This window comes from Brevundimonas sp. T2-11, from assembly GCF_055397675.1.
This window is the reverse complement of record NZ_AP027920.1, coordinates 3,153,255-3,171,373: the sequence shown is the minus strand read 5'-3', so window position 1 is coordinate 3,171,373 and position 18,119 is coordinate 3,153,255. Positions and strand designations below refer to the sequence as shown.

At 68.5% G+C, this 18,119-nt stretch carries 23 protein-coding genes; 10 read left to right on the top strand and 13 right to left on the bottom strand.

The genetic code is table 11. The annotated features are described in order from the left end of the window. Positions 1-9: 9 nt before the first annotated feature. Entirely contained in the window at positions 10-807 is a 798-nt protein-coding gene (locus ACZ5XO_RS15270) for a succinate dehydrogenase iron-sulfur subunit (protein ID WP_312781574.1), read from the top strand. Between the two features lie 113 nt (positions 808-920). Beyond that, a complete protein-coding gene (locus tag ACZ5XO_RS15265; RefSeq protein ID WP_464163233.1) occupies positions 921-1,241 on the top strand; it encodes a 2Fe-2S iron-sulfur cluster-binding protein in 321 nt (106 codons plus the stop codon). 106 nt (positions 1,242-1,347) lie between these two features. Here the strand turns inward: ACZ5XO_RS15265 and groL are convergent, their stop codons facing one another. Together groL and groES are read right to left on the bottom strand one after the other, a co-directional pair. Then, entirely contained in the window at positions 1,348-2,994 is a 1,647-nt protein-coding gene (groL, locus tag ACZ5XO_RS15260; protein WP_464163232.1) for a chaperonin GroEL, read from the bottom strand. Between the two features lie 52 nt (positions 2,995-3,046). Continuing rightward, positions 3,047-3,334, bottom strand: a complete 288-nt coding sequence (gene groES / locus ACZ5XO_RS15255; RefSeq protein ID WP_003167913.1) for a co-chaperone GroES — start codon at positions 3,332-3,334, stop codon at positions 3,047-3,049. A 261-nt stretch (positions 3,335-3,595) separates the two neighbouring features. Between groES and ACZ5XO_RS15250 the strand changes: the two genes are divergently transcribed. Together ACZ5XO_RS15250 and ACZ5XO_RS15245 are read left to right on the top strand one after the other, a co-directional pair. Continuing rightward, positions 3,596-4,042, top strand: a complete 447-nt coding sequence (locus ACZ5XO_RS15250) for a DUF2141 domain-containing protein (protein ID WP_464163231.1) — start codon at positions 3,596-3,598, stop codon at positions 4,040-4,042. Positions 4,043-4,154: 112 nt separating this feature from the next. Next, entirely contained in the window at positions 4,155-4,619 is a 465-nt protein-coding gene (locus ACZ5XO_RS15245) for a hypothetical protein (RefSeq protein WP_207824383.1), read from the top strand. A gap of 58 nt (positions 4,620-4,677) precedes the next feature. Here the strand turns inward: ACZ5XO_RS15245 and ACZ5XO_RS15240 are convergent, their stop codons facing one another. The 3 genes from ACZ5XO_RS15240 to pgi form a co-directional block, all read right to left on the bottom strand. Next, positions 4,678-5,073 (bottom strand): hypothetical protein, encoded by a 396-nt coding sequence (locus tag ACZ5XO_RS15240; RefSeq protein WP_464163230.1) that lies wholly within the window; start codon positions 5,071-5,073, stop codon positions 4,678-4,680. Positions 5,074-5,233: 160 nt separating this feature from the next. After that, complete coding sequence (locus ACZ5XO_RS15235; protein ID WP_464163229.1) at positions 5,234-5,623, bottom strand: DUF4260 domain-containing protein; 390 nt, start codon at positions 5,621-5,623, stop codon at positions 5,234-5,236. Then, positions 5,620-7,224, bottom strand: coding sequence for a glucose-6-phosphate isomerase (gene pgi / locus ACZ5XO_RS15230; protein ID WP_464163228.1), 1,605 nt, complete (start codon positions 7,222-7,224; stop codon positions 5,620-5,622). Before pgi ends, ACZ5XO_RS15235 begins: the two co-directional genes overlap by 4 nt. 153 nt (positions 7,225-7,377) lie before the next feature. Between pgi and ACZ5XO_RS15225 the strand changes: the two genes are divergently transcribed. Continuing rightward, positions 7,378-7,854 carry a hypothetical protein gene (locus ACZ5XO_RS15225; protein ID WP_464163227.1) on the top strand — a complete coding sequence of 159 codons (477 nt, stop codon included), beginning with the start codon at positions 7,378-7,380 and terminating at the stop codon, positions 7,852-7,854. 95 nt (positions 7,855-7,949) lie between these two features. On the opposite strand, the gene ACZ5XO_RS15220 is transcribed toward ACZ5XO_RS15225, so the two are convergent. The 4 genes from ACZ5XO_RS15220 to ACZ5XO_RS15205 all read right to left on the bottom strand — a co-directional run bounded on the left by ACZ5XO_RS15220 (position 7,950) and on the right by ACZ5XO_RS15205 (position 11,892). Continuing rightward, entirely contained in the window at positions 7,950-8,618 is a 669-nt protein-coding gene (locus ACZ5XO_RS15220; protein ID WP_464163226.1) for a thioredoxin family protein, read from the bottom strand. 35 nt (positions 8,619-8,653) lie between these two features. Then, on the bottom strand, positions 8,654-10,828 hold the full coding sequence (locus ACZ5XO_RS15215; RefSeq protein ID WP_464163225.1) for a protein-disulfide reductase DsbD family protein: 2,175 nt from the start codon (positions 10,826-10,828) through the stop codon (positions 8,654-8,656). 129 nt (positions 10,829-10,957) lie between these two features. Beyond that, positions 10,958-11,419, bottom strand: a complete 462-nt coding sequence (locus tag ACZ5XO_RS15210) for an OmpA family protein (RefSeq protein ID WP_464163224.1) — start codon at positions 11,417-11,419, stop codon at positions 10,958-10,960. A gap of 125 nt (positions 11,420-11,544) precedes the next feature. Next, positions 11,545-11,892, bottom strand: coding sequence for a YMGG-like glycine zipper-containing protein (locus ACZ5XO_RS15205; protein WP_464163223.1), 348 nt, complete (start codon positions 11,890-11,892; stop codon positions 11,545-11,547). Positions 11,893-12,044: 152 nt separating this feature from the next. Here ACZ5XO_RS15205 and ACZ5XO_RS15200 point away from each other — a divergent pair, with 152 nt between their 5' ends. After that, complete coding sequence (locus ACZ5XO_RS15200; RefSeq protein ID WP_464163222.1) at positions 12,045-12,977, top strand: diacylglycerol/lipid kinase family protein; 933 nt, start codon at positions 12,045-12,047, stop codon at positions 12,975-12,977. Continuing rightward, entirely contained in the window at positions 12,977-13,828 is an 852-nt protein-coding gene (locus tag ACZ5XO_RS15195; protein ID WP_464163221.1) for a metallophosphoesterase family protein, read from the top strand. Before ACZ5XO_RS15200 ends, ACZ5XO_RS15195 begins: the two co-directional genes overlap by 1 nt. 68 nt (positions 13,829-13,896) lie before the next feature. On the opposite strand, the gene ACZ5XO_RS15190 is transcribed toward ACZ5XO_RS15195, so the two are convergent. From ACZ5XO_RS15190 to ACZ5XO_RS15180, 3 genes are all read right to left on the bottom strand, one after another. Beyond that, complete coding sequence (locus ACZ5XO_RS15190; protein ID WP_105562824.1) at positions 13,897-14,073, bottom strand: DUF1328 domain-containing protein; 177 nt, start codon at positions 14,071-14,073, stop codon at positions 13,897-13,899. Between the two features lie 107 nt (positions 14,074-14,180). Continuing rightward, the gene (locus ACZ5XO_RS15185) at positions 14,181-14,573 is read right to left on the bottom strand and encodes a hypothetical protein (RefSeq protein ID WP_464163220.1); all 393 of its coding nucleotides are present in this window, start codon (positions 14,571-14,573) and stop codon (positions 14,181-14,183) included. Then, entirely contained in the window at positions 14,573-14,917 is a 345-nt protein-coding gene (locus tag ACZ5XO_RS15180) for an ElaB/YgaM/YqjD family protein (protein ID WP_312781514.1), read from the bottom strand. Before ACZ5XO_RS15180 ends, ACZ5XO_RS15185 begins: the two co-directional genes overlap by 1 nt. A gap of 157 nt (positions 14,918-15,074) precedes the next feature. Between ACZ5XO_RS15180 and ACZ5XO_RS15175 the strand changes: the two genes are divergently transcribed. The 3 genes from ACZ5XO_RS15175 (at position 15,075) to ACZ5XO_RS15165 (ending at position 17,330) form a co-directional block, all read left to right on the top strand. Beyond that, on the top strand, positions 15,075-15,731 hold the full coding sequence (locus ACZ5XO_RS15175) for a fumarylacetoacetate hydrolase family protein (RefSeq protein ID WP_464163219.1): 657 nt from the start codon (positions 15,075-15,077) through the stop codon (positions 15,729-15,731). After that, the gene (gene maiA, locus ACZ5XO_RS15170) at positions 15,728-16,360 is read left to right on the top strand and encodes a maleylacetoacetate isomerase (RefSeq protein WP_464163218.1); all 633 of its coding nucleotides are present in this window, start codon (positions 15,728-15,730) and stop codon (positions 16,358-16,360) included. Before ACZ5XO_RS15175 ends, maiA begins: the two co-directional genes overlap by 4 nt. Positions 16,361-16,430: 70 nt before the next feature. Continuing rightward, a complete protein-coding gene (locus tag ACZ5XO_RS15165) occupies positions 16,431-17,330 on the top strand; it encodes an aldo/keto reductase (protein ID WP_464163217.1) in 900 nt (299 codons plus the stop codon). Between the two features lie 6 nt (positions 17,331-17,336). On the opposite strand, the gene ACZ5XO_RS15160 is transcribed toward ACZ5XO_RS15165, so the two are convergent. Further along, on the bottom strand, positions 17,337-18,032 hold the full coding sequence (locus tag ACZ5XO_RS15160) for a DUF4328 domain-containing protein (protein ID WP_464163216.1): 696 nt from the start codon (positions 18,030-18,032) through the stop codon (positions 17,337-17,339). Positions 18,033-18,119 lie beyond the last annotated feature (87 nt).

The window sequence follows — 18,119 nt, the reverse complement described above, 5'->3', positions numbered from 1 at the left end:
AGCAGGCAGATGGTTCAACTCACCCTCCCGCGCGGCTCCAAGCCCACGACCGGCAAGGTCCACAAGGCCCCGGCCGGCGCCAAGAACGTCAAGACCTACAAGGTCTATCGCTATGACCCGGAAACGGATTCCGATCCGCGCTGGGACAGCTACGAGGTCTCGTCCGACGATCACGGCCCCATGCTTCTGGACGCCCTGATCCACATCAAGAACGAGATCGACCCGACCCTGTCCTTCCGTCGCTCGTGCCGCGAGGGCATCTGCGGCTCGTGCTCGATGAACATCGACGGTCGCAACACCCTGGCCTGCACCAAGGGCTGGGACGAGTGCTCGTCGCACAACATCACCATCTCCCCCCTGCCGCACCAGCCGGTGGTCAAGGACCTGGTGACGGACCTGTCGCTGTTCTACGCCCAGTACGACTCGATCCAGCCCTACCTCCAGTCCGACGAGCCGGACCCGGAGAAGGAGCGTCTGCAGTCGCCCGCCGACCGCGAGAAGCTGGACGGCCTGTACGAGTGCATCCTGTGCGCCTGCTGCTCCACCTCCTGCCCCAGCTACTGGTGGAACCAGGAAGAGTATCTCGGCCCGGCGGCTCTGCTGCAGTCGTTCCGCTGGATCTCGGACAGCCGTGACGACGCGACCCAGAAGCGCCTCGACGACCTCGAGGACCCCTTCAAGCTGTATCGCTGCCACACGATCATGAACTGCGCCCAGGTCTGCCCCAAGGGGCTGAACCCGGCCAAGGCGATCGCCGAGACCAAGAAGCTGATGGTCGCGCCGAGCCGCAAGCGCGCGGCGGCCTGATCCTTCAGGCTTCGCCATCCGAACAGCCCCCGGCGCCGTCAGGCTCCGGGGGTTTTTCATGCCCGCCGTCCGCCGGGGCTTGCCTCCGGCGCGGCCTGGGCTAAGACGCCTGCATGGCCAAGATCACCTACATCGAGCACGACGGGACCGAGCACACGGTCGAGGTCAAGAACGGCCTGTCCGTCATGGAAGGCGCGATCCGCAACAATGTGCCGGGCATCGACGCCGACTGCGGCGGCGCCTGCGCCTGCGCCACCTGCCACGTCTATGTCGACGAGAACTTCGCCTCGGAAACGGGTCGTCCTTCGGCCATGGAGGAGTCGATGCTCGACTTCGCCGAGAACGTCGAGCCGAACAGCCGCCTGTCCTGCCAGATTCGCGTCAGCGACGACCTGGACGGCCTGATCGTGCGCCTGCCGGAAAGCCAGCACTAAGAGCGCGTCCGGGCGCGGCCCGAAGCCGAGGACATGGTCGAACGAAAAAAAGGGCGGGATCCGTGGATCCCGCCCTTTCGTCGTCTCAGCGTGAGGTGGCGCGGACTTAGAAGTCCATGCCGCCCATGCCGCCCATACCGCCCATGTCGGGGGCGCCGCCGGCCGAGGCCTTCTTGGGCGCGTCAGCGATGGCGGCTTCCGTCGTGATCATGATGCCGGCGACCGAGGCGGCCGACTTCAGAGCCGAACGCACGACCTTGGCCGGGTCGATCACGCCCATCTGGACGAGGTCGCCGTACTCTTCGGTCTGGGCGTTGAAGCCGAACGAGGCGTCGGTCGAGTCCATGACCTTGCCGACCACGATCGAGCCTTCGACGCCCGAGTTTTCCGAGATCTGACGGATCGGAGCCTGCAGGGCGCGACGGACGATGGCGATGCCGGCGTTCTGATCGGCGTTGGAGCCCTTCAGGTCGGCCAGCTTCTTCGAGGCTTGCAGCAGGGCCACGCCGCCGCCCGGGACGATGCCTTCATCGGCAGCGGCGCGGGTCGCGTTCAGGGCGTCGTCGACGCGGTCCTTCTTTTCCTTCACTTCGACTTCGGTCGAACCGCCGACGCGCAGGACGGCGACGCCGCCGGCCAGCTTGGCCAGACGCTCTTGCAGCTTCTCGCGGTCGTAGTCCGAGGTGGTGTCCTCGATCTGACGCTTGATCTGGCCGACGCGAGCCTCGATGCCGTCCTTCTCGCCCGAACCTTCGACGATGGTGGTGTCGTCCTTGGTGATCTGGACCTTCTTGGCCTTGCCGAGCATGTCGAGGGTGACAGTTTCAAGCTTGATGCCGAGATCTTCCGAGATGACCTGGCCGCCCGTCAGGATGGCGATGTCTTCCAGCATGGCCTTGCGGCGGTCGCCGAAGCCCGGAGCCTTGACGGCGGCGACGCGCAGGCCGCCGCGCAGCTTGTTGACCACCAGGGTGGCCAGGGCTTCGCCTTCGATGTCCTCGGCGATGATCAGCAGGGGACGGCCCGACTGAACCACGGCTTCCAGCACCGGCAGCATGGGCTGCAGCGAGGTCAGCTTCTTCTCGTGGAGCAGGATGAGGGGCTCTTCGAGGGCGACCTCCATCTTGTCGGCGTTGGTGATGAAGTAGGGCGACAGGTAGCCGCGGTCGAACTGCATGCCTTCGACGATGTCGACGGTGGTTTCAGCCGTCTTGGCTTCTTCGACCGTGATGACGCCTTCGTTGCCGACCTTGGCCATGGCCTGGGCGATCAGCGCGCCGATTTCTTCATCGCCGTTGGCCGAGATGGTGCCGACCTGGGCGATTTCGGAGTTGTTGGCGACGGGCTTGGAGATCGACTTGACCTCGTCCAGGGCCACGGCGACGGCCTGGTCGATGCCGCGCTTCAGGTCCATCGGGTTCATGCCGGCGGCGACGGCCTTCAGGCCCTCTTGCACGATGGCCTGGGCCAGGACGGTGGCGGTGGTGGTGCCGTCGCCCGCGTTGTCGTTCGCCTTGGAGGCGACTTCGCGGATCATCTGGGCGCCCATGTTCTCGAAGGCGTCTTCCAGCTCGATTTCCTTGGCGACCGAGACGCCGTCCTTGGTCGAGCGCGGGGCGCCGAAGGACTTCTGGATCACGACGTTGCGGCCCTTCGGACCCAGGGTCACCTTGACGGCGTCAGCCAGGACGTTGACGCCCTTCAGCATCTTGTCGCGGGCGTCGGTGTTGAACTTTACGATCTTAGCGGCCATCGGGCAGCTCCTATCTGAATGAGTTTATTGAAGAAAGCAGAACGTCGGGTGCTTAGGACAGCACGCCCAGGACGTCGGATTCCTTCATGATGATCAGGTCTTCGCCGTCGATCTTCACTTCCGTGCCCGACCACTTGCCGAACAGGATGCGGTCGCCGGCCTTCAGTTCCAGAGCGACGTGCTTGCCGTCTTCGTCACGGACGCCGGGGCCCACGGCGACGACTTCGCCTTCCTGGGGCTTTTCCTTGGCCGTGTCGGGGATGATGATCCCGCCCTTGGTCTTGGATTCCTCTTCCACGCGCTTGACCAGCACGCGATCGCCGAGCGGACGAAACGCCATCGGACTTCTCCCTCTTAAACCCCCGAAGCGGGGCGTTCTGAAATGGTGGGCGGCGCCCCCGCGACCGCCGCTTTGGCAGCCGGCCGGCGAGAGTGCTAACGCATCGGGCAAGTAGGAGGGCGGCTCCGGGGCGTCAAGGCGAGGAGGGAGAAACAGCGACGGATTTTGGCCTCTTGACTCCAAGAACTTTAAATTACAAAGTTCATTGTCTTCGTGAGGTCAGGCGCACATCGGCGCCGGGCGCGAAGGGAGGAGAGAGACATGCAAAAGATTCACAAGGCGGCCCTGGCCGCGGCCCTGTCGTCCTTCGTGCTGATGGGGGCCGGTTCCGCCCTGGCCGGAGACGTCGTCATCACCGTCACCGGCGTCCAGGCGCGCGGCGGCGATCTTCTGGTCGGGCTGCAGACGTCCGCCCAGTTTCTGAAGCAGGCGGGCGACCACGGCGAGATCATCAAGACGCCCACAGCCGGGACCCGGGTCGTGACCCTCAAGGACGTGCCGCCGGGCGACTATTCCGTCTCGGTCCTGCATGACCTGAACGGCGACCAGCAGATGGCCCTGGCCAACGGCATGCCCGCCGAGGGCTGGGCCATGTTTCGCGGCGAGACCCTGAGGGGCGCCCCGACCTTCGATCAGGTCAAGTTCACCGTGCCGGCGAGCGGCGACGCCCAGGTGAGCGTGGCCATGCAGTACCCGGCCGGACACTAGGGCGGGACAGCGCCAGATGACTTGAATATGAACGGGACCCCTTGGGGTCGTTCAGCGGGGGCTCCCTAGAAAGGGGACAACGGATCAACCGGCTTTCGAAAGGAGCCCCGCCATGAAGACCATTTCCAAGATCGGCGTCGGCGCTGTTGCTCTGACCATGCTGGCCGTCACTCCTGCCGCCGCCCAGAACTATCGTGATCGCGACCGCGACAACACCGGCCGTGACGCTGTGCTCGGGGCTGTCGTCGGCGGCGTGGCCGGCGCCCTGATCGGTCAGGGCGACGGACGCTATATCGCCGGCGGCGCCCTGGCCGGCGCGGCCCTGGGCGCCGTGGCCTCGGACAACGACCGCGACAACTGCGATTATTACCGTGGCGGCCGCTGCTATCGGAACCAGGGCCATTGGGAACGCGAGCACGGCATCAACAGCCGTGACGGCTATTACAACGGCCGTTACCAGGGCCGCGACAATGATCGGGGCTACTATCGTGACGGCCGCTACTGGCGGAACCACGGCGAGTGGCGCAGCCATCAGAACCGTCGCGATCGCGACTACCGCTACGATCGCCGCTGGTAGGTTCCGGCGCTCGATGACTGAAGGCCCGGCGGCGTCGCCGGGCCTTTTTCATGGGCGATCAACGAACGCCGATGGTCAGCCTGTAGTTGGCGTGCTCGTCGCGACGGGCGGCGTTGCGCATCAGATAGACCCGTACGACGTAGTCGCCGCTGGACGGCAGGCGACCGCTGAACCGATCGCCCGAGGTCGAACCGACGAACAGGGCCTCGTCCGCGCCCTGTTTGGTGACGTTGAAATAGGCCGAGGCGTTGGTGGGTTGCAGGCGCACGTTCAGCGTCTGCCCGCCGCGCGCGCCCAGCACATAGTCGACGGTGTCATAGCCGTGGATGTTGCCCTGCAGGGTGGCTGAGGAGGCGCCGCGCGCGAACTGGACCCTTTCGGTGCGGCTGTGGTCCTGAGCGGTCGCAGGCAAGGCCGTGGCCATCAGGGCCGCGAGGAGAAGGGATTTGAACATGGGGAGCTTCCTGGTTGAGGCCGTGAAACGGCAGCCCTGCTGTAGAGGTTCCGCCCCTGGTGGAAACTGTCGTGCAAGCATTGCGCGGGGACTGGCTCTTATCGCTCGGTCTGCGTCGTCAGCAGCGACGGCCGGGCGCAGCATCGACCCCTATTGCGGGTCAGGCGGCCGCGCGTCGATCCCGACGCGCGGCTCCGATCAGGCCCAGATGGGTGACGCTGAAGCTGTCTGAAGACTTGAGGCCGTAGCCGAGGGCGCGATCGAAGCCGATGTGGGCCAGCCAGATCAGGGCGAGGGCGACGAACAGTTCGTCGCCGGTCAGCCCACCGGCCGCCGCCAGCAGCAGGGGCCCGATCAGGCTGTGGGCGAGGTTGTAGGCCCAGGCCCCGATGCGCGGCCCGGCCAGATAGCCGAAGAAGGACAGATCCGGCGTCAGGAAGAGGACGGCGAACAGCAGCCAGCCCTCGCCGAACCGCGCATAGGCCAGGACCGAAACGGCCAGAAGGGCCAGGCCCTCCAGCCTCTGCCAGGCCATCGCGACGACGGTCACTTCAGCAGCCGGGCGAGCAGGGCGGCGGTCGAGGGGTCCAGGTCAGGCGAGGGGGCGCCCGCCGCCACGTCCGTCAGCACGGCCCTGGCCAGGACCTTGCCCAGTTCCACGCCCCACTGGTCGAAGCTGTTGATGTCCCAGATCACGCCCTCGACGAAGGTCTTGTGTTCATAGAGGGCGATCAGGGCTCCCAGGCTCTGCGGCGTCAGCCGCTCCATCAGGATGGCGGTTGAAGGGCGGTTCCCGGGGAAGGTCTTGTGCGGCGCCAGGGCGTCGGCCTCGGTTTCGGACGCGCCGCTTGCGATCAGTTCGGCGTGGGCCTGGGCCTCGCTCTTGCCCTGCATCAGGGCCTGACCCTGGGCCAGGGCGTTGGCCCAGAGCGGACTTTCCGAGGTCGTCCCGTCCGTCGAGGCGACGATGACGAACTCGGCCGGGACCACCTGGGGGCCCTGATGAATCTGCTGGAAGAAGGCGTGCTGGCCGTTGGTGCCGGGCTCGCCGAAGACGACGGGGCAGGTCTGGCGACCGACCGGCGAACCATCGCGGCGCACCCGCTTGCCGTTGGACTCCATCTCCAGCTGCTGCAGGAAGGCCGGCAGGCGGCGCAGGCCGTGGGCATAGGGGGCGACGGTGCGCGCGGGGCGGTGCAGGCCGTCGACGTTGTAGATCTGGGCCAGGGCCATCAGGACCGGGGCGTTGCGCTCCAGCGGGGCCTCGAGGAAGTGCCGGTCCAGGGAAGCGGCGCCGTCGAGGAAGCCCTGGAACACCTCCCAGCCCAGACCGATGACGCACGACAGGCTGACGGCCGACCACAGGGAGTAGCGGCCCCCGACCCAGTCCCGGAAGGCGAAGGTGCGGCCGCAGCCGAAGGCGGCGGCGCGTTCCGGCGCGGCGGTGACGCCGATGAAGTGCCGCTCCATGCCCTCGGCGGGCAGGGCGGCGGCCAGCCAGGCCTTGGCGGCCTCGGCGTTGGCCAGGGTTTCCTGGGTGGTGAAGGTCTTGGACACGACCACGACCAGGGTGGTTTCGGGATCGAGGCCGGCCAGGGCCTCGGCCATGTCGCGCGGATCGATGTTGGCGACGAAACGGATGTCGATGGTCGGCTCGAGCGGGCGCAGGGCGTCCCAGATCAGGCGCGGCCCCAGGTCCGACCCGCCGATCCCGATATGGACCACGGTTTTGAACGGACGGCCGGTCGCGCCCGTCTCAAGGCTGGACCGAACGGCGTGGGCGTAGTCGCGCATCTGGCCGCGCACGGCGTCCACCTCGGCCGAGACAGGCTCGCCCAGGGCGTGGAAGGCGGCTCCGTCCCGCGCACGCAGGGCCGGGTGCAGCACGGCCCGGCCCTCGGTGGCGTTGACGGCCTCGCCGCCGAACAAGGCGGCCCGCCGGCCCTCGACGTCGGCGGCGCGGGCCAGGTCCAGGGCCGCCTCGAAGCCGCCTCGGGTCCAGCTCTGCTTGGAGAGGTCCAGGTGCAGGCCGGCGGCGTCGAGCGACAGGCGAGTCAGGCGGTCGGTATCGGCGGCGAACTGATCGCTGATGCGGGCGTCGGCGTCGCGGCGGGCAGCGGCCTCCAGTTCGGTCCAGGCGGCGTGCGGCATCCTCGTCTCCCCCCTCGGCCGTCCCAAAAGGGCTGGTACGGCGCTTGCAAGCCCATGTTTACGGCTCAGGCCTAGAAGAGTTCAATCAATGACCGGGTCAATATGGGTTTCCGCGCGGAAGCTCGACCCGGCCGTCAGTGAAAGGGATCCCCCATGTCCTGCGGAATCATCCTCGCCGCCGCCCTGCTGCTCAGCGACCCTTCGGTGGCCGAAGCCGCGGCCCAGCCGCCCGTCGCGGCCGACGCCCCCGTCTCGGTGGCGCATGAGCCCCTGTTCGCCGATCTGGTGACGCGCTCGGGGTCGCTGAAGGCGATCGTCGACGGCTGGATCGCCTCGGGCGAGGCCGACGCCGAGGGCTTCATGACGGGCGCCGCTTTCACCGGCTTCAAGACCCAGGCGAGCGATCTGGCCGCCCGCGACCTGCAGGGCCATCTGGTACTCAAGGAGCGCGGCACCGACAATGACCTGAAATGCATCCTGCGCGGCATTTCGGAAGACATGCCCAGGAAGGTCGCGGCGGTCGAAACCGCGCCCAACGCCGCCGAGCGCAAGGTCGCGCTGGAAGAGCTGGCCTATCTGCTGAACGACAACGTCGAGGTCATCACCTCGCCGCCTCGCCCGGCGGCGTAGCCGCCCGGCGAGGTTTTCTTTTTAGGGGCTATCGCCCTTCGGGCTACTTGAGCCCTGTTTGAAATCCCGCTTCGCAGAGGGCTGAGTTGTCTTTCTCAGCTCTCCACCGTCTCCGGGTATTTGATCGCGCAGCCATAGGGTTGGGCGAAGGCGGTCTGGACGGGGCGGCCGGCCTTGGCGTCGGCCAGGGCGGTGCGGACGAAGTTGTTCGCGCCTTCCAGATCCTCGACCTTGTTGGTGGGCCGGTCGTCGATGCCGCCGATGAAGATCAGACGCCCTTCGGGATCGATAATGCGCATGTCGGGCGTGGTCTTGGCGTCGTAGCGCTTGCCGACCTCGCCGGTCGGATCCAGCAGCAGGTGGGTGAAGGCGGCCTGGTGCTTGGCCTTCCAGGCCCTCGCCTCTTCGCCCTCGACGAAGCCTTGGGTTCCGGGCGCCGAGGAGATGATGGTCAGCCAGACCACGCCGTCGGCGGTCGCCTCGCGCTGTAGGGCCTGCATGGCGCCGGTGTAGTGCTTCTTCACGAAGGGGCAGCCTTCGTTGGTCCACTCCAGAACGACGGTCTTGCCCTTGAAGTCGGCCAGCGAGCGCTGCACGCCCTCGGCGTCGACCAGGGTGAAGGCCGGGGCCATGTCGCCCGGTCCGGCGACGGCGGCGGTTTCAGTCGCGGCGGGTGCGGCCTTGTCGGGCGTTGCAGCAGGCGGCTGCTGGCAGGCGGCGAGCAGGAGAAGCGAGGCGGAAGCGACGGTCAGCATGCGGATCATCGGGTGGTCTCCTTCAGGACATGGGCAGGTGAGGTCTAAGAGGCGGCGTCTTTCAGGGCATCGACGACGGTCCCTTCGGTCAGCAGTTGCGGCAGGACGCGGGGTTTGGCGCGACCCGGCGCATACAGCAGGTACAGTGGAACGCCGGAGCGGCCGTGACGCTGCAGTTCGGCGGTGATGGAATCGTCGCGGCGGGTCCAGTCGCCGACCAGATAGACGGCGTTGGCCGCCTGCATCGCCTCGGCCGTGCGGGCCGAGGACAGAGCCGCGCCCTCGTTGATCTTGCAGGTGACGCACCAGTCGGCGGTGAAGTTGACCAGGACCGGACGGCCCTCGGCGAGGGCGGTCTGCACGGCCTGTTCCGACCAGGGCTGCGACGGCAGATGCGCCGACGAAGCGGCGCCGTCGGTCGAGGCCGGCGCGGCGCGCGCGGCCAGAACGCCAAGGCCCAGGGCGGCGAGCAGGAACAGGAGGGCGGCGACCGCGGCGAGGCGGCCCTTGCCTGGCGCGGCCTGCGAACGACCGTAAAGCCACAGGGCCAGGGCCAGCATCAGGCCCGCGCCGAACAGCAGGGCGAGCGCGTCGGCGGTCTGACGGCCATAGACCCAGGCCAGCCACAGGGCGGCGCCGTACATGGGGAAGGCCAGCAGGTTGCGCAGCGTCTCCATCCACGGGCCGGGCCGGGGCAGGCGCGACAGAAGGCGCGGGCTGAGGCTGATCAGGACATAGGGCAGGGCCAGGCCGAGGCCGAGCATGAGGAAGACCACCAGGGCCATGGGCCAGGGCATGAGCAGGGCGGCCCCCAGGGCGAAGGCCATGAAGGGCGCGGTGCAGGGGGCGGCCACGACCACGGCCAGGATCCCGGTGAAGAAGGCGCCCGCGGCGCCGGGCAGGCGTGACAGGGGGCCCTGCCCGGCGCCCTGCAGGCCGCCGCCGACGTGGAAGACGCCCGACAGGTTCAGGGCCACGGCCAGCATCAGCAGGGCCAGGGCGGCGACCACGCCGGGCGACTGAAGCTGGAAGCCCCAGCCGAGGGCCTGTCCGCCCGCGCGCAGGGCCAGAAGCGCCCCGGCCAGAACAAGGAAGGTCGCCAGCACCCCGGCGAGGAAGGCCAGGCCGTCGCGGCGGGCCTCTGCCGGTTCGTGGGCCGAGCGGCTGAGCGCCGCCGCCTTCATCGCCAGGATGGGGAAGACGCAGGGCATCAGGTTGAGGATCAGTCCGCCCAGCAGGGCGAACAGGGCGGCCTGAAGAAAGGCGAGCGGCGTCGTGGACGAGGCCGGGGTTTGCGCCGCCTCGCCGTCGCCGATGACACCTTCGCCCGAGACCTCGCCCAGGGCCGCGCCCTGTTCCGCCGAAATCTCCCAGGCGCCGAGATCGGTGGACAGGACGCCCGACAGCGGCGGCTTCAGACCGTTGGCGGTCAGGCCGCGCCCGGGGGCGAGGGTCAGGGTCAGGCCCTGCGGACCGCGCTGGCCGGTCTGGGCGGCGGCGTGGTCGATGACCCCGCCTTCGAAGGGGAAGAAGTAGGCCCATTTCGGCGCGGCGTCCGCCAGCGGTCCGCCGCTGGCGCTGAGGGTCAGCCGGCCGTCGGCGAAGGCGGCGCGGGCCTCGATCCCGGCGGGACGGGGGGCCGAGGCGACCGCGACCTGAATGGCCTGACCGTGACGCGGGTCCAGCGGAGCGGCGCCGTCGCGCACCGGCAGGCTGAGGGACAGGTCGAGGTCCTCGGGTACGCACATCTCGTCGCTGCAGACGTAGAAGTGGGCGGTGACGCGCAAGGACAGGGTCTGGCCCGGTTGGACCGAGGCGGGGACCTGCAGCGGGACGGGCAGGAAAACCACGTCCGAATAGCCGTAGTTCATCAGGCTCTGCAGCCGCTGGCGCTCGGGCAGGGGCCACAGGATGTCGCCGGGGACGACGCCGTCAGGCAGGCTCCAGCTCAGCGTCGTCGGGCCGCCGGAATCGCCCTGGTTGCGCCAGTAGGTGTGCCAGCCGGGCTTGATCTTCTGACGCACGGCGACGATCGCCGTCGAGCCGGGCGTGGCCCAGGCGCTCATGGGGACCAGTTCGGCCTCGATCCGCTCGGTGCGCTGCGGCCCGGCGGCGACCGGAGCGGCGCCCGCCTTCAGCGCCTGATCCAGGGCGGAGGGCGCCGCCGAAGCCGAGGCGGCGAAGGTCAGCCAGACGAGAAGGGCGACGAGAAGACGCAAGGGGCGGCACCGGGCGACGAAGGACAGGCGCCGACCTTAGACGCCCAGCCGCCCGACAGCCACCGCCCCGCATCGTCGCAGGCGGGAGGCGCTGACGCAGCGCGTGGGAAGCCCCTGCGTCAGGAAGGCCTAGCGCCGGGGCTGGGCCTCGATCACCACCTCTGTGCGGCGACGCAGGGGGTCGTTGACGCCGTTGACCAGGGCGCCCTCGGCGCCGGCGGCGGCGACCTCGAAGGCGGGAGCGGGCAGGCCTGCGGCGGCCAGGGCTTCAGCCACGGAACGGGCGCGGCGTTCCGACAGGGACTGGTTGGCGGCGGCGGTGCCGCTGCGGGCGTCGGCCAGGCCCAGCACCTGAACCCTGGTGATGTCGCAGCCCTGAAGCTGGGTGGCGGTGAGGCTGATGGCCTCGCGCGCGGCGGTGGTCAGGCGGGCCTGATCCTGATCGAAATAGACCTCGAACCGCCTGGCGGCGCAGGCGGCGGGGTCGCTGACCAGATCGCTGCGTTTCTTGTAGGCGCCGGGGGTCGAGCAGCCGGCCAGCAGGGCCAGGATCAGGCCGCTCGCGGCGACGGCAGGGAGGATGGGTTTCATCGGTCAGCCCTTCGACAGAACGCCCAGCCCCGGGCGCGCAAGACTACGAAAGCAGAAAGGGCGGCCCGCCTTCGCGAGCCGCCCCTGAAACCTGACCCGAAAAGCCTTCGGGCGCCAGTGTCGTCTTAGTAGCGACGCTGGCCGTTTTCCCAGTAGCACTCGGTCTGGCGGTTATCATAGCAGTAGTAATAACGGCCCTGATTGTCGCGATAACGCTGCTGGTTGTTGCGGTCCTGGCTGGAGCCGCGGATGGCGCCCGCTGCGCCGCCGGCGAGGGCGCCGATGGCGGCGCCGGTCGCGGCGTTGCCACCGCCGACGTTGTTGCCGATGATGGCGCCGGCCACCGCGCCGAGGCCGGCGCCGATGGCGCCCTGGCGAACGGTTTCGTTGCTGCCGCCGCCGTAATACGGGTCACTGGCGCAGGCGGTGACCAGAAGGCCGGCGCCGGCGATGGCGATGATCGCCTTGTTCATGGATCTGTCCTTCGTCCGAGGTGGCTCCCCTGAGGCTGACAGAACGCAGGGAAAACGCGGCGGTTCCGGGGCGGGGGCGCCAAGCTTCACATTATTTTGTTCGGCGGCGCGGCCAGGCGGAACCGGCGCGGGAAATCGGGCGTTCGCCGCCCATGACCGACGCTTCCGCGCCCGCCGCTTCTCCTGAAACGCCCCGCCACGCGCTTCACGCCTCGGTTCGCCGGGTGGCGATCGTGGTCAATCCCCTGTCCGGCGGGGTCGGCCCCCAGGCCGCCGCCGAGGCCGAGGCCATCCTGTCGCTATATGATTGCGAAGCGACGGTGACGACGCTGGAGGGGCCTGGAATTCCGGATCAGATCGCCAAGGCCCTGGCGGCCGGGCCGGACGTTCTGTTCGTCCTAGCCGGAGACGGCACGGCGCGGTCGGTGGCGGCGCAGGCGGGCATGAAGGGTCCGCTGATCGCGCCCCTGCCCGGCGGCACCATGAACATGCTGCCCAAGGCCCTGTACGGTACGGCGGACTGGAAGGCGGCCCTGCGGCGAGCGCTGGACGAGGGCGAGCCCATGGTCGTTTCGGGCGGGGTGGTCGAAGGCGAGGCCTTTTACTGTGCGGCCATCCTGGGGTCTCCGGCCCTGTGGGCGCCGGCGCGCGAGGCCATGCGCACCGGCAAGCTGAAACTGGCCTGGATGTACGGACGGCGGGCGTTGAAGCGGGCCTTCACCGGTCGCCTGCGATACAGTCTGGACGGCGGCGACAAGCGCCGGGCCGAGGCTCTGGTGCTGATCAGTCCCCTCATCTCCAAGGCCATGGTCAAGTGCGACGGGCTGGAGGCGGCGGCGATGAATCCGTCGGATGCGGCCCAGGCCTTCCGCCTGGCGGCGCACGCCCTGTTCGACGACTGGCGTCACGATCCCAATGTGACGACCCGGCCCGCACGCTGGATCGGGGTCTCGGCGCGTTCGAAGATCCCGGCGGTGATCGACGGCGAGCCCGTGCTGCTGGGGCGCGAGGCCGCCGTCAGCTTCCAGCCGCGCGCCTTTCGGGCCCTGGCGCCGCGTCCGCCCGCGGGCGAGGACAGTGTCTGATGGGGCGGGTGCTTCAGTTCTCCGACGTGCATTTCGGTTGCGAGCATGTTCACGCCGTGGCCGCCGCGCTCGACTACGCCCATGCGACGCCGCATGATCTGGTGCTGGTCACCGGGGATATCACCCAGCGCGGCCTGCCGGCTGAGTTCGAGGCGGCGGGCCAATGGATCCGCGCCATGCCCCAGCCGGTCTTCGTCACGGTGGGCAATCACGATGTGCCCTACTGGGATGTGATGGCGCGGCTGTTCTGGCCGTGGCGGGCGTTTGAGAAGGCCACCGGCCACCCGGCCCACGATCACGAGTTCAAGCGCCCCGAGTTGATGGTGCGCGGCGTGACCACGGCGCGCGGCTGGCAGGCCCGGCCCAACTGGTCCAAGGGGGTCATCGACCTGGACCAGACGCGCCGGGCGGCCGAGGCCCTGCGGCATGCGCCGATCGGGGCCTTGCGGATTCTGGCCTGCCACCATCCGCTGATCGAGATGATCGGCGCGCCGATGACCGGCGAGGTCAAGCGCGGCGACCGGGCCGCCCTGATCTTCGCCGAGGCGGGGGTGGACCTGATCACTACCGGACACGTCCACGTGCCGTTCGCCCTGGGGATCGACCTCTCGGACCGCTGTTCCTACGCCATCGGTTGCGGGACCCTGTCGCATCGCGAGCGCGGGGCGCCGCCCAGCTTCAACCGGATCGAGTGGGATGCGGTCGAGATCGTGGTCACGGCGGTGGTCTGGACCGGCAAGCGGTTCGAGGATCACCAGACCTGGCGTCTGCCGCGTCGTCAGGACACGCGCCGGGCCGACACCGCGCCCGACCCGACCACGCCCGGTGAGATGGAGGCCGCCGTCACCTGAGGCGGCGCGGACGAAAAAGGCCCCGGCGGATCGCCGGGGCCTCTTCATTCAAGGCCGGGTGAGTCGCGTCAGACGCGCGGCCCGCGCCCGCGCATGCCGCCCATGACCAGCGAGACCACGAACAGGATCACGGCGATGATGGCGATGAATTTGGCGATCTCGAACGACATGCCCGAGATTCCGCCGAAACCGAGAACAGCGGCGACCAAGGCGATAATAAAGAATATAATAGCCCAACGAAGCATGGACGGTCCTCCGGAACATTGTTGACGGAGGTAAAACCATCGGCCGCTCTGTGCCGATCGCTTCACCTGTCGATAACAACGCTCCGAAGACTTGACCGTTCCGCCGTTTATCGACGGCGTTGGCGGCTCTTTTCAGTAAAGGCCGCCGCGACCATGGTGGCCAGGGCGGGGTTGCGCAGGAAGATGAAGCCGCCGGCCAAGGCTGCCGCCGCGCCCAGGATGGGGCGTTCCTGGAACAGGTGGAAGGCGCGCATGCCCAGGCTTTCCGGTTCCTGTTCCTCCTCCTCGTCTTCGCCGTAGGCGCGGCGAACGAAGACCAGGGCGATGATCAGGGCGATCAAGGCGAAGATGGCCGAGGTGATGGCCGCCGCCGCCAGAGGCACGACGATGAGCGCCAGAAGATAATAGACCGTGGCCCCCAGGGCGACCATGGCCACGAAGCCCGCGCCGCCCGCGATGAAGGTCGCGACGGCGCGGTTGATCAGCCCCCGCCCGAACATCAGCGGCGGCGACCGGCGATGAGCAGGCCCAGAACGAAGCCGACGCCGAGGGCGATGGCGGTCGACTGGACGGGGCGTTCCTGAACGCGCTCGACGACATAGCGCTGGGCTTCCTCGAAGCGCTCGGCGGCGTCGTCGTAATATTCACGGCCGCGCACGCGGGCGTCGTCATAGTAGCCGCGGGCCTTCTCGCGCAGTTCCTCGCCCTGCTCGCGCAGGCGGGCCTCGGCGGCGGCGGCCTTTTCCTTGAGGCGCTGCGTTTCCTCGCGCGCGCCGGTCTTCAGATCCTCCTTGAGGGTCTTCAGGTCGTTCTTGATGTCTTCCCGAGCCTTGGTCGTGGCCATGTTGCGCGCTCCGCTGGGTTGTAAGCTTGACGATTAAATAGAGAACCCCCGCCCCGAACGCCACACCGACGACCAAGGTTCCTGCAAGGCCGCAGACCTCAGGCCGCCGCGCGACCGCCTTCTGGCGTCGCTGGAAGCGTCGTCCTAGAACAACGTCATGACCCAATGGCTGTTCCCGCCCGCGCCGACCCCCTCCTTGCCCATTGTCGGAGACGCCCGCCGTTTTCCCGTCCGGCGCATCCTCTGCGTGGGCCAGAACTACGCCGCCCACGCCCGGGAAATGGGGGCTGATCCGAACAAGCCCGCCCCCTTCTTCTTCGCCAAGCCGGCGGACGCCCTGGTCGTGGACGGGGCCGATCCGGCCTATCCGTCGGCGACGGCCAACCTGCATCATGAGGTCGAACTGGTCGTCGCCGTCGGCGAGGACGGGGCCGTGGCCGGCTGGGCCGTGGGCGTCGATCTGACGCGGCGCGATCTGCAGGCCGAGGCCAAGACCAAGGGGCGGCCGTGGGAGGCGGGCAAGGCCTTTGACCAGTCGGCGCCCTGCGGCGCCCTGACGCTCGGCGCCCTGCCCGACGTCGATGCGGCGATCGAGCTGAAGATCAATGGCGAGATGCGTCAGTCGGGTCGGCTGTCGGACATGATCTGGGACCCGGCGGGCATCCTGGCCAAGGCCAATGAGCTGTGGGCCCTGCAACCGGGCGACCTGATCTTCACCGGCACGCCCGAGGGCGTCGGACCGGTGGTTCCCGGCGACCGGGTCGAGGCGCGCATCGACGGCCTGTCTCCGCTCAGTTTCACGGTGAAGTCATGATCCTGCACGGCTACTGGCGCTCGGGCACCAGCTATCGCACCCGCATCGCCCTCAACCTGAAGGGGCTGGCCTACGAGACCTCTCCGGTCGATCTGCGGACGGGGGCGCAGAAGTCCGAGGCCTACCTCGCCTTGAACCCTCAGGGCCTGGTTCCGGCGCTGGAGACGGACAACGGCCTGGTCCTGACCCAGAGCCCCGCTATTCTGGAGTGGCTGGAGGAGGCGCATCCCGCCCCGGCCCTGCTGCCGTCCGGTGCGGCGGACCGCGCGGTCGTTCGCGCCATGGCGGCCCTGATCGGTTGCGACATCCATCCGCTGAACAATCTGCGGGTCCTGAAGGCGGTGCGCGAGCTCGGCGCCGATCAGACGGGCGTCGACGCCTGGGCCGGGCGCTGGATCCTTGACGGCTTCACGGCGCTGGAGGCGATGGTGACGCGTCACGGCGAGGGCTGGTGCTTCGGCGACGCCCCGAGCCTGGTCGACTGCTACCTGATCCCGCAAATTTATTCGGCGCGCCGTTTCAACGTCGACCTGACAGCCTTTCCGCGCCTGCTGGCGGTCGAGGCCCAAGCGGACCGGCATCCGGCCTTCGTCGCGGCGCATCCCGACAATCAGCCGGATGCGGATTAAGCCTGTTCGTTCACCAACAGCCTTGATTTCGGTCAATCTCCCTTAAGCTTTGGCGCTGAATATCGGCGTCGTGAGATTCGCCCTTCCGCCCTCTCCGGCCGACCGGCTCGCCATCGCGGTGGTGACAGAGCCCGAACGGTCCCGCCCGCTGCCGCCCGGCCAGCGGGAGGACGCCATGCGCCATCTGCTGCAGACCGCGGGCGACGCGGGCGTCGGTCTGGTGGCGACCCGGCCCGAAGGCGACGTCGAGCGGCTGTTGGGTCAGGCCTGGCCCTTCCCTTCGCCCTTCCGCGTCACCGTGCGCACCGTGCCCCTGGCCGATGGTCTGGACCGGGTCGAGGCCCGCGCCCGCCGCTCGCTGGAGCGCATGGGCCTGCCGCGCGGCGACGCCGTCCTGGTGCAGAACGCCGCCGATCTGGCGGGGGCCGAGGGCCGCGCCCTGTGGGCCCGTCTGCAGGCGCTCAGGGAACGGGGAATCTTCCGCAAGATCGGCTTCGTCGCCACCGTCGAAGACGGCCCGGCCCTGCTGGCCCGCCGTTTCCAGCCCGACGTGGTGCAGGTCGCCTGCAATATTCTGGATCAGCGCGCCGCGCGCGGCGGGGTCATCGAGACCCTAGCCGGGCAGGGCGTCGAGGTGCATCTGGCCTCGGTCTTCGCGCAAGGGTTGCTGTTCGCCAACCGCGAGAGTCTGCCGCCGGAACTGGCCGCGCACGGCATAGCCCTGTCGCGCACGCGCCGTCGTCTGGCCGAGGCGAGGGTCGATCCGATGCAGGCGGCCCTGGCCTATGCCCTGAACCTCCCCGGCGTGGCCCAGGTGATCGCCAGCGTGGCCTCGGCCGCCGAACTGCGCGCCATCGTCGCCGCTTCGCATGCGGCCAAGCCCGACATCGACTGGGACGCCCTGGCCCTGGACGAGGCACCCGCCGCCGTCGCCTCGCGCCTGCGCCTGCACATCAGCAACGCCGCCTGATCCCCGTCAGGTGTTCCAGACCGCCTGACCGAGCGTGTCCGCCCGTTTGTAGTCCTGGTCGATCAGGGCTTGCTGGCGTTTCGATATCTCTCGGCCCATCGAGAGGAAGAGGACGCCCGCCACGACGATCAGACCGGACGAAAGGGCCAGCGACAGCGCGCCGAACCCAGCCGTAGCTGTGCTTCCGGAGAGATAGAGCTTGTCGCTGAGGCTGGCGCCGATTTTTCCGATCAGCACGGTCGCCCACCACCATCGCATCCGTGTGGGGTCCGGCTTTCCGCGCCAGCTGTCCGGATGGACGCTGGAGCGCCACAGTTCGCTGGTGACGCCGTAGGGTTTGAACAGCATGGCGAAGGGGATGAAAAACCAGGCCACCGCCCATTTGGGTGTGTTCTCGAGGCGAAGGCCGAGAGCATGGGCGTTGCTGTTCGCGCGATAGTACCAGATCAAGGTCAGAACCACGCCCAGCCAATAGCTGACGAGGCCGAGGACGCCGAAGCTGCGCATGGCTATTTCAAAGCCGCTCAGCAGGGGCGTGTCCTGGAGAACCAGGCCACCGTCGCCTATGGCCTTCAGCAGGCTCCATTCGATTGTGAACAGCACGGCCAGAACGGCCGCTATGGCCGTATAGATCCAACCGACGATCTCGACAGCGCGCCACCATCCGAGGATCGGCTGTGCGATATAGGTCTTCTTGGTCATGACTTCCCCCAAGGAAGATGACCATTTCTACGGTGAAGCTGCAAGCCGACGCTTGAGGCGGGGGCGCCGATCCGTCACCTTGCGCGG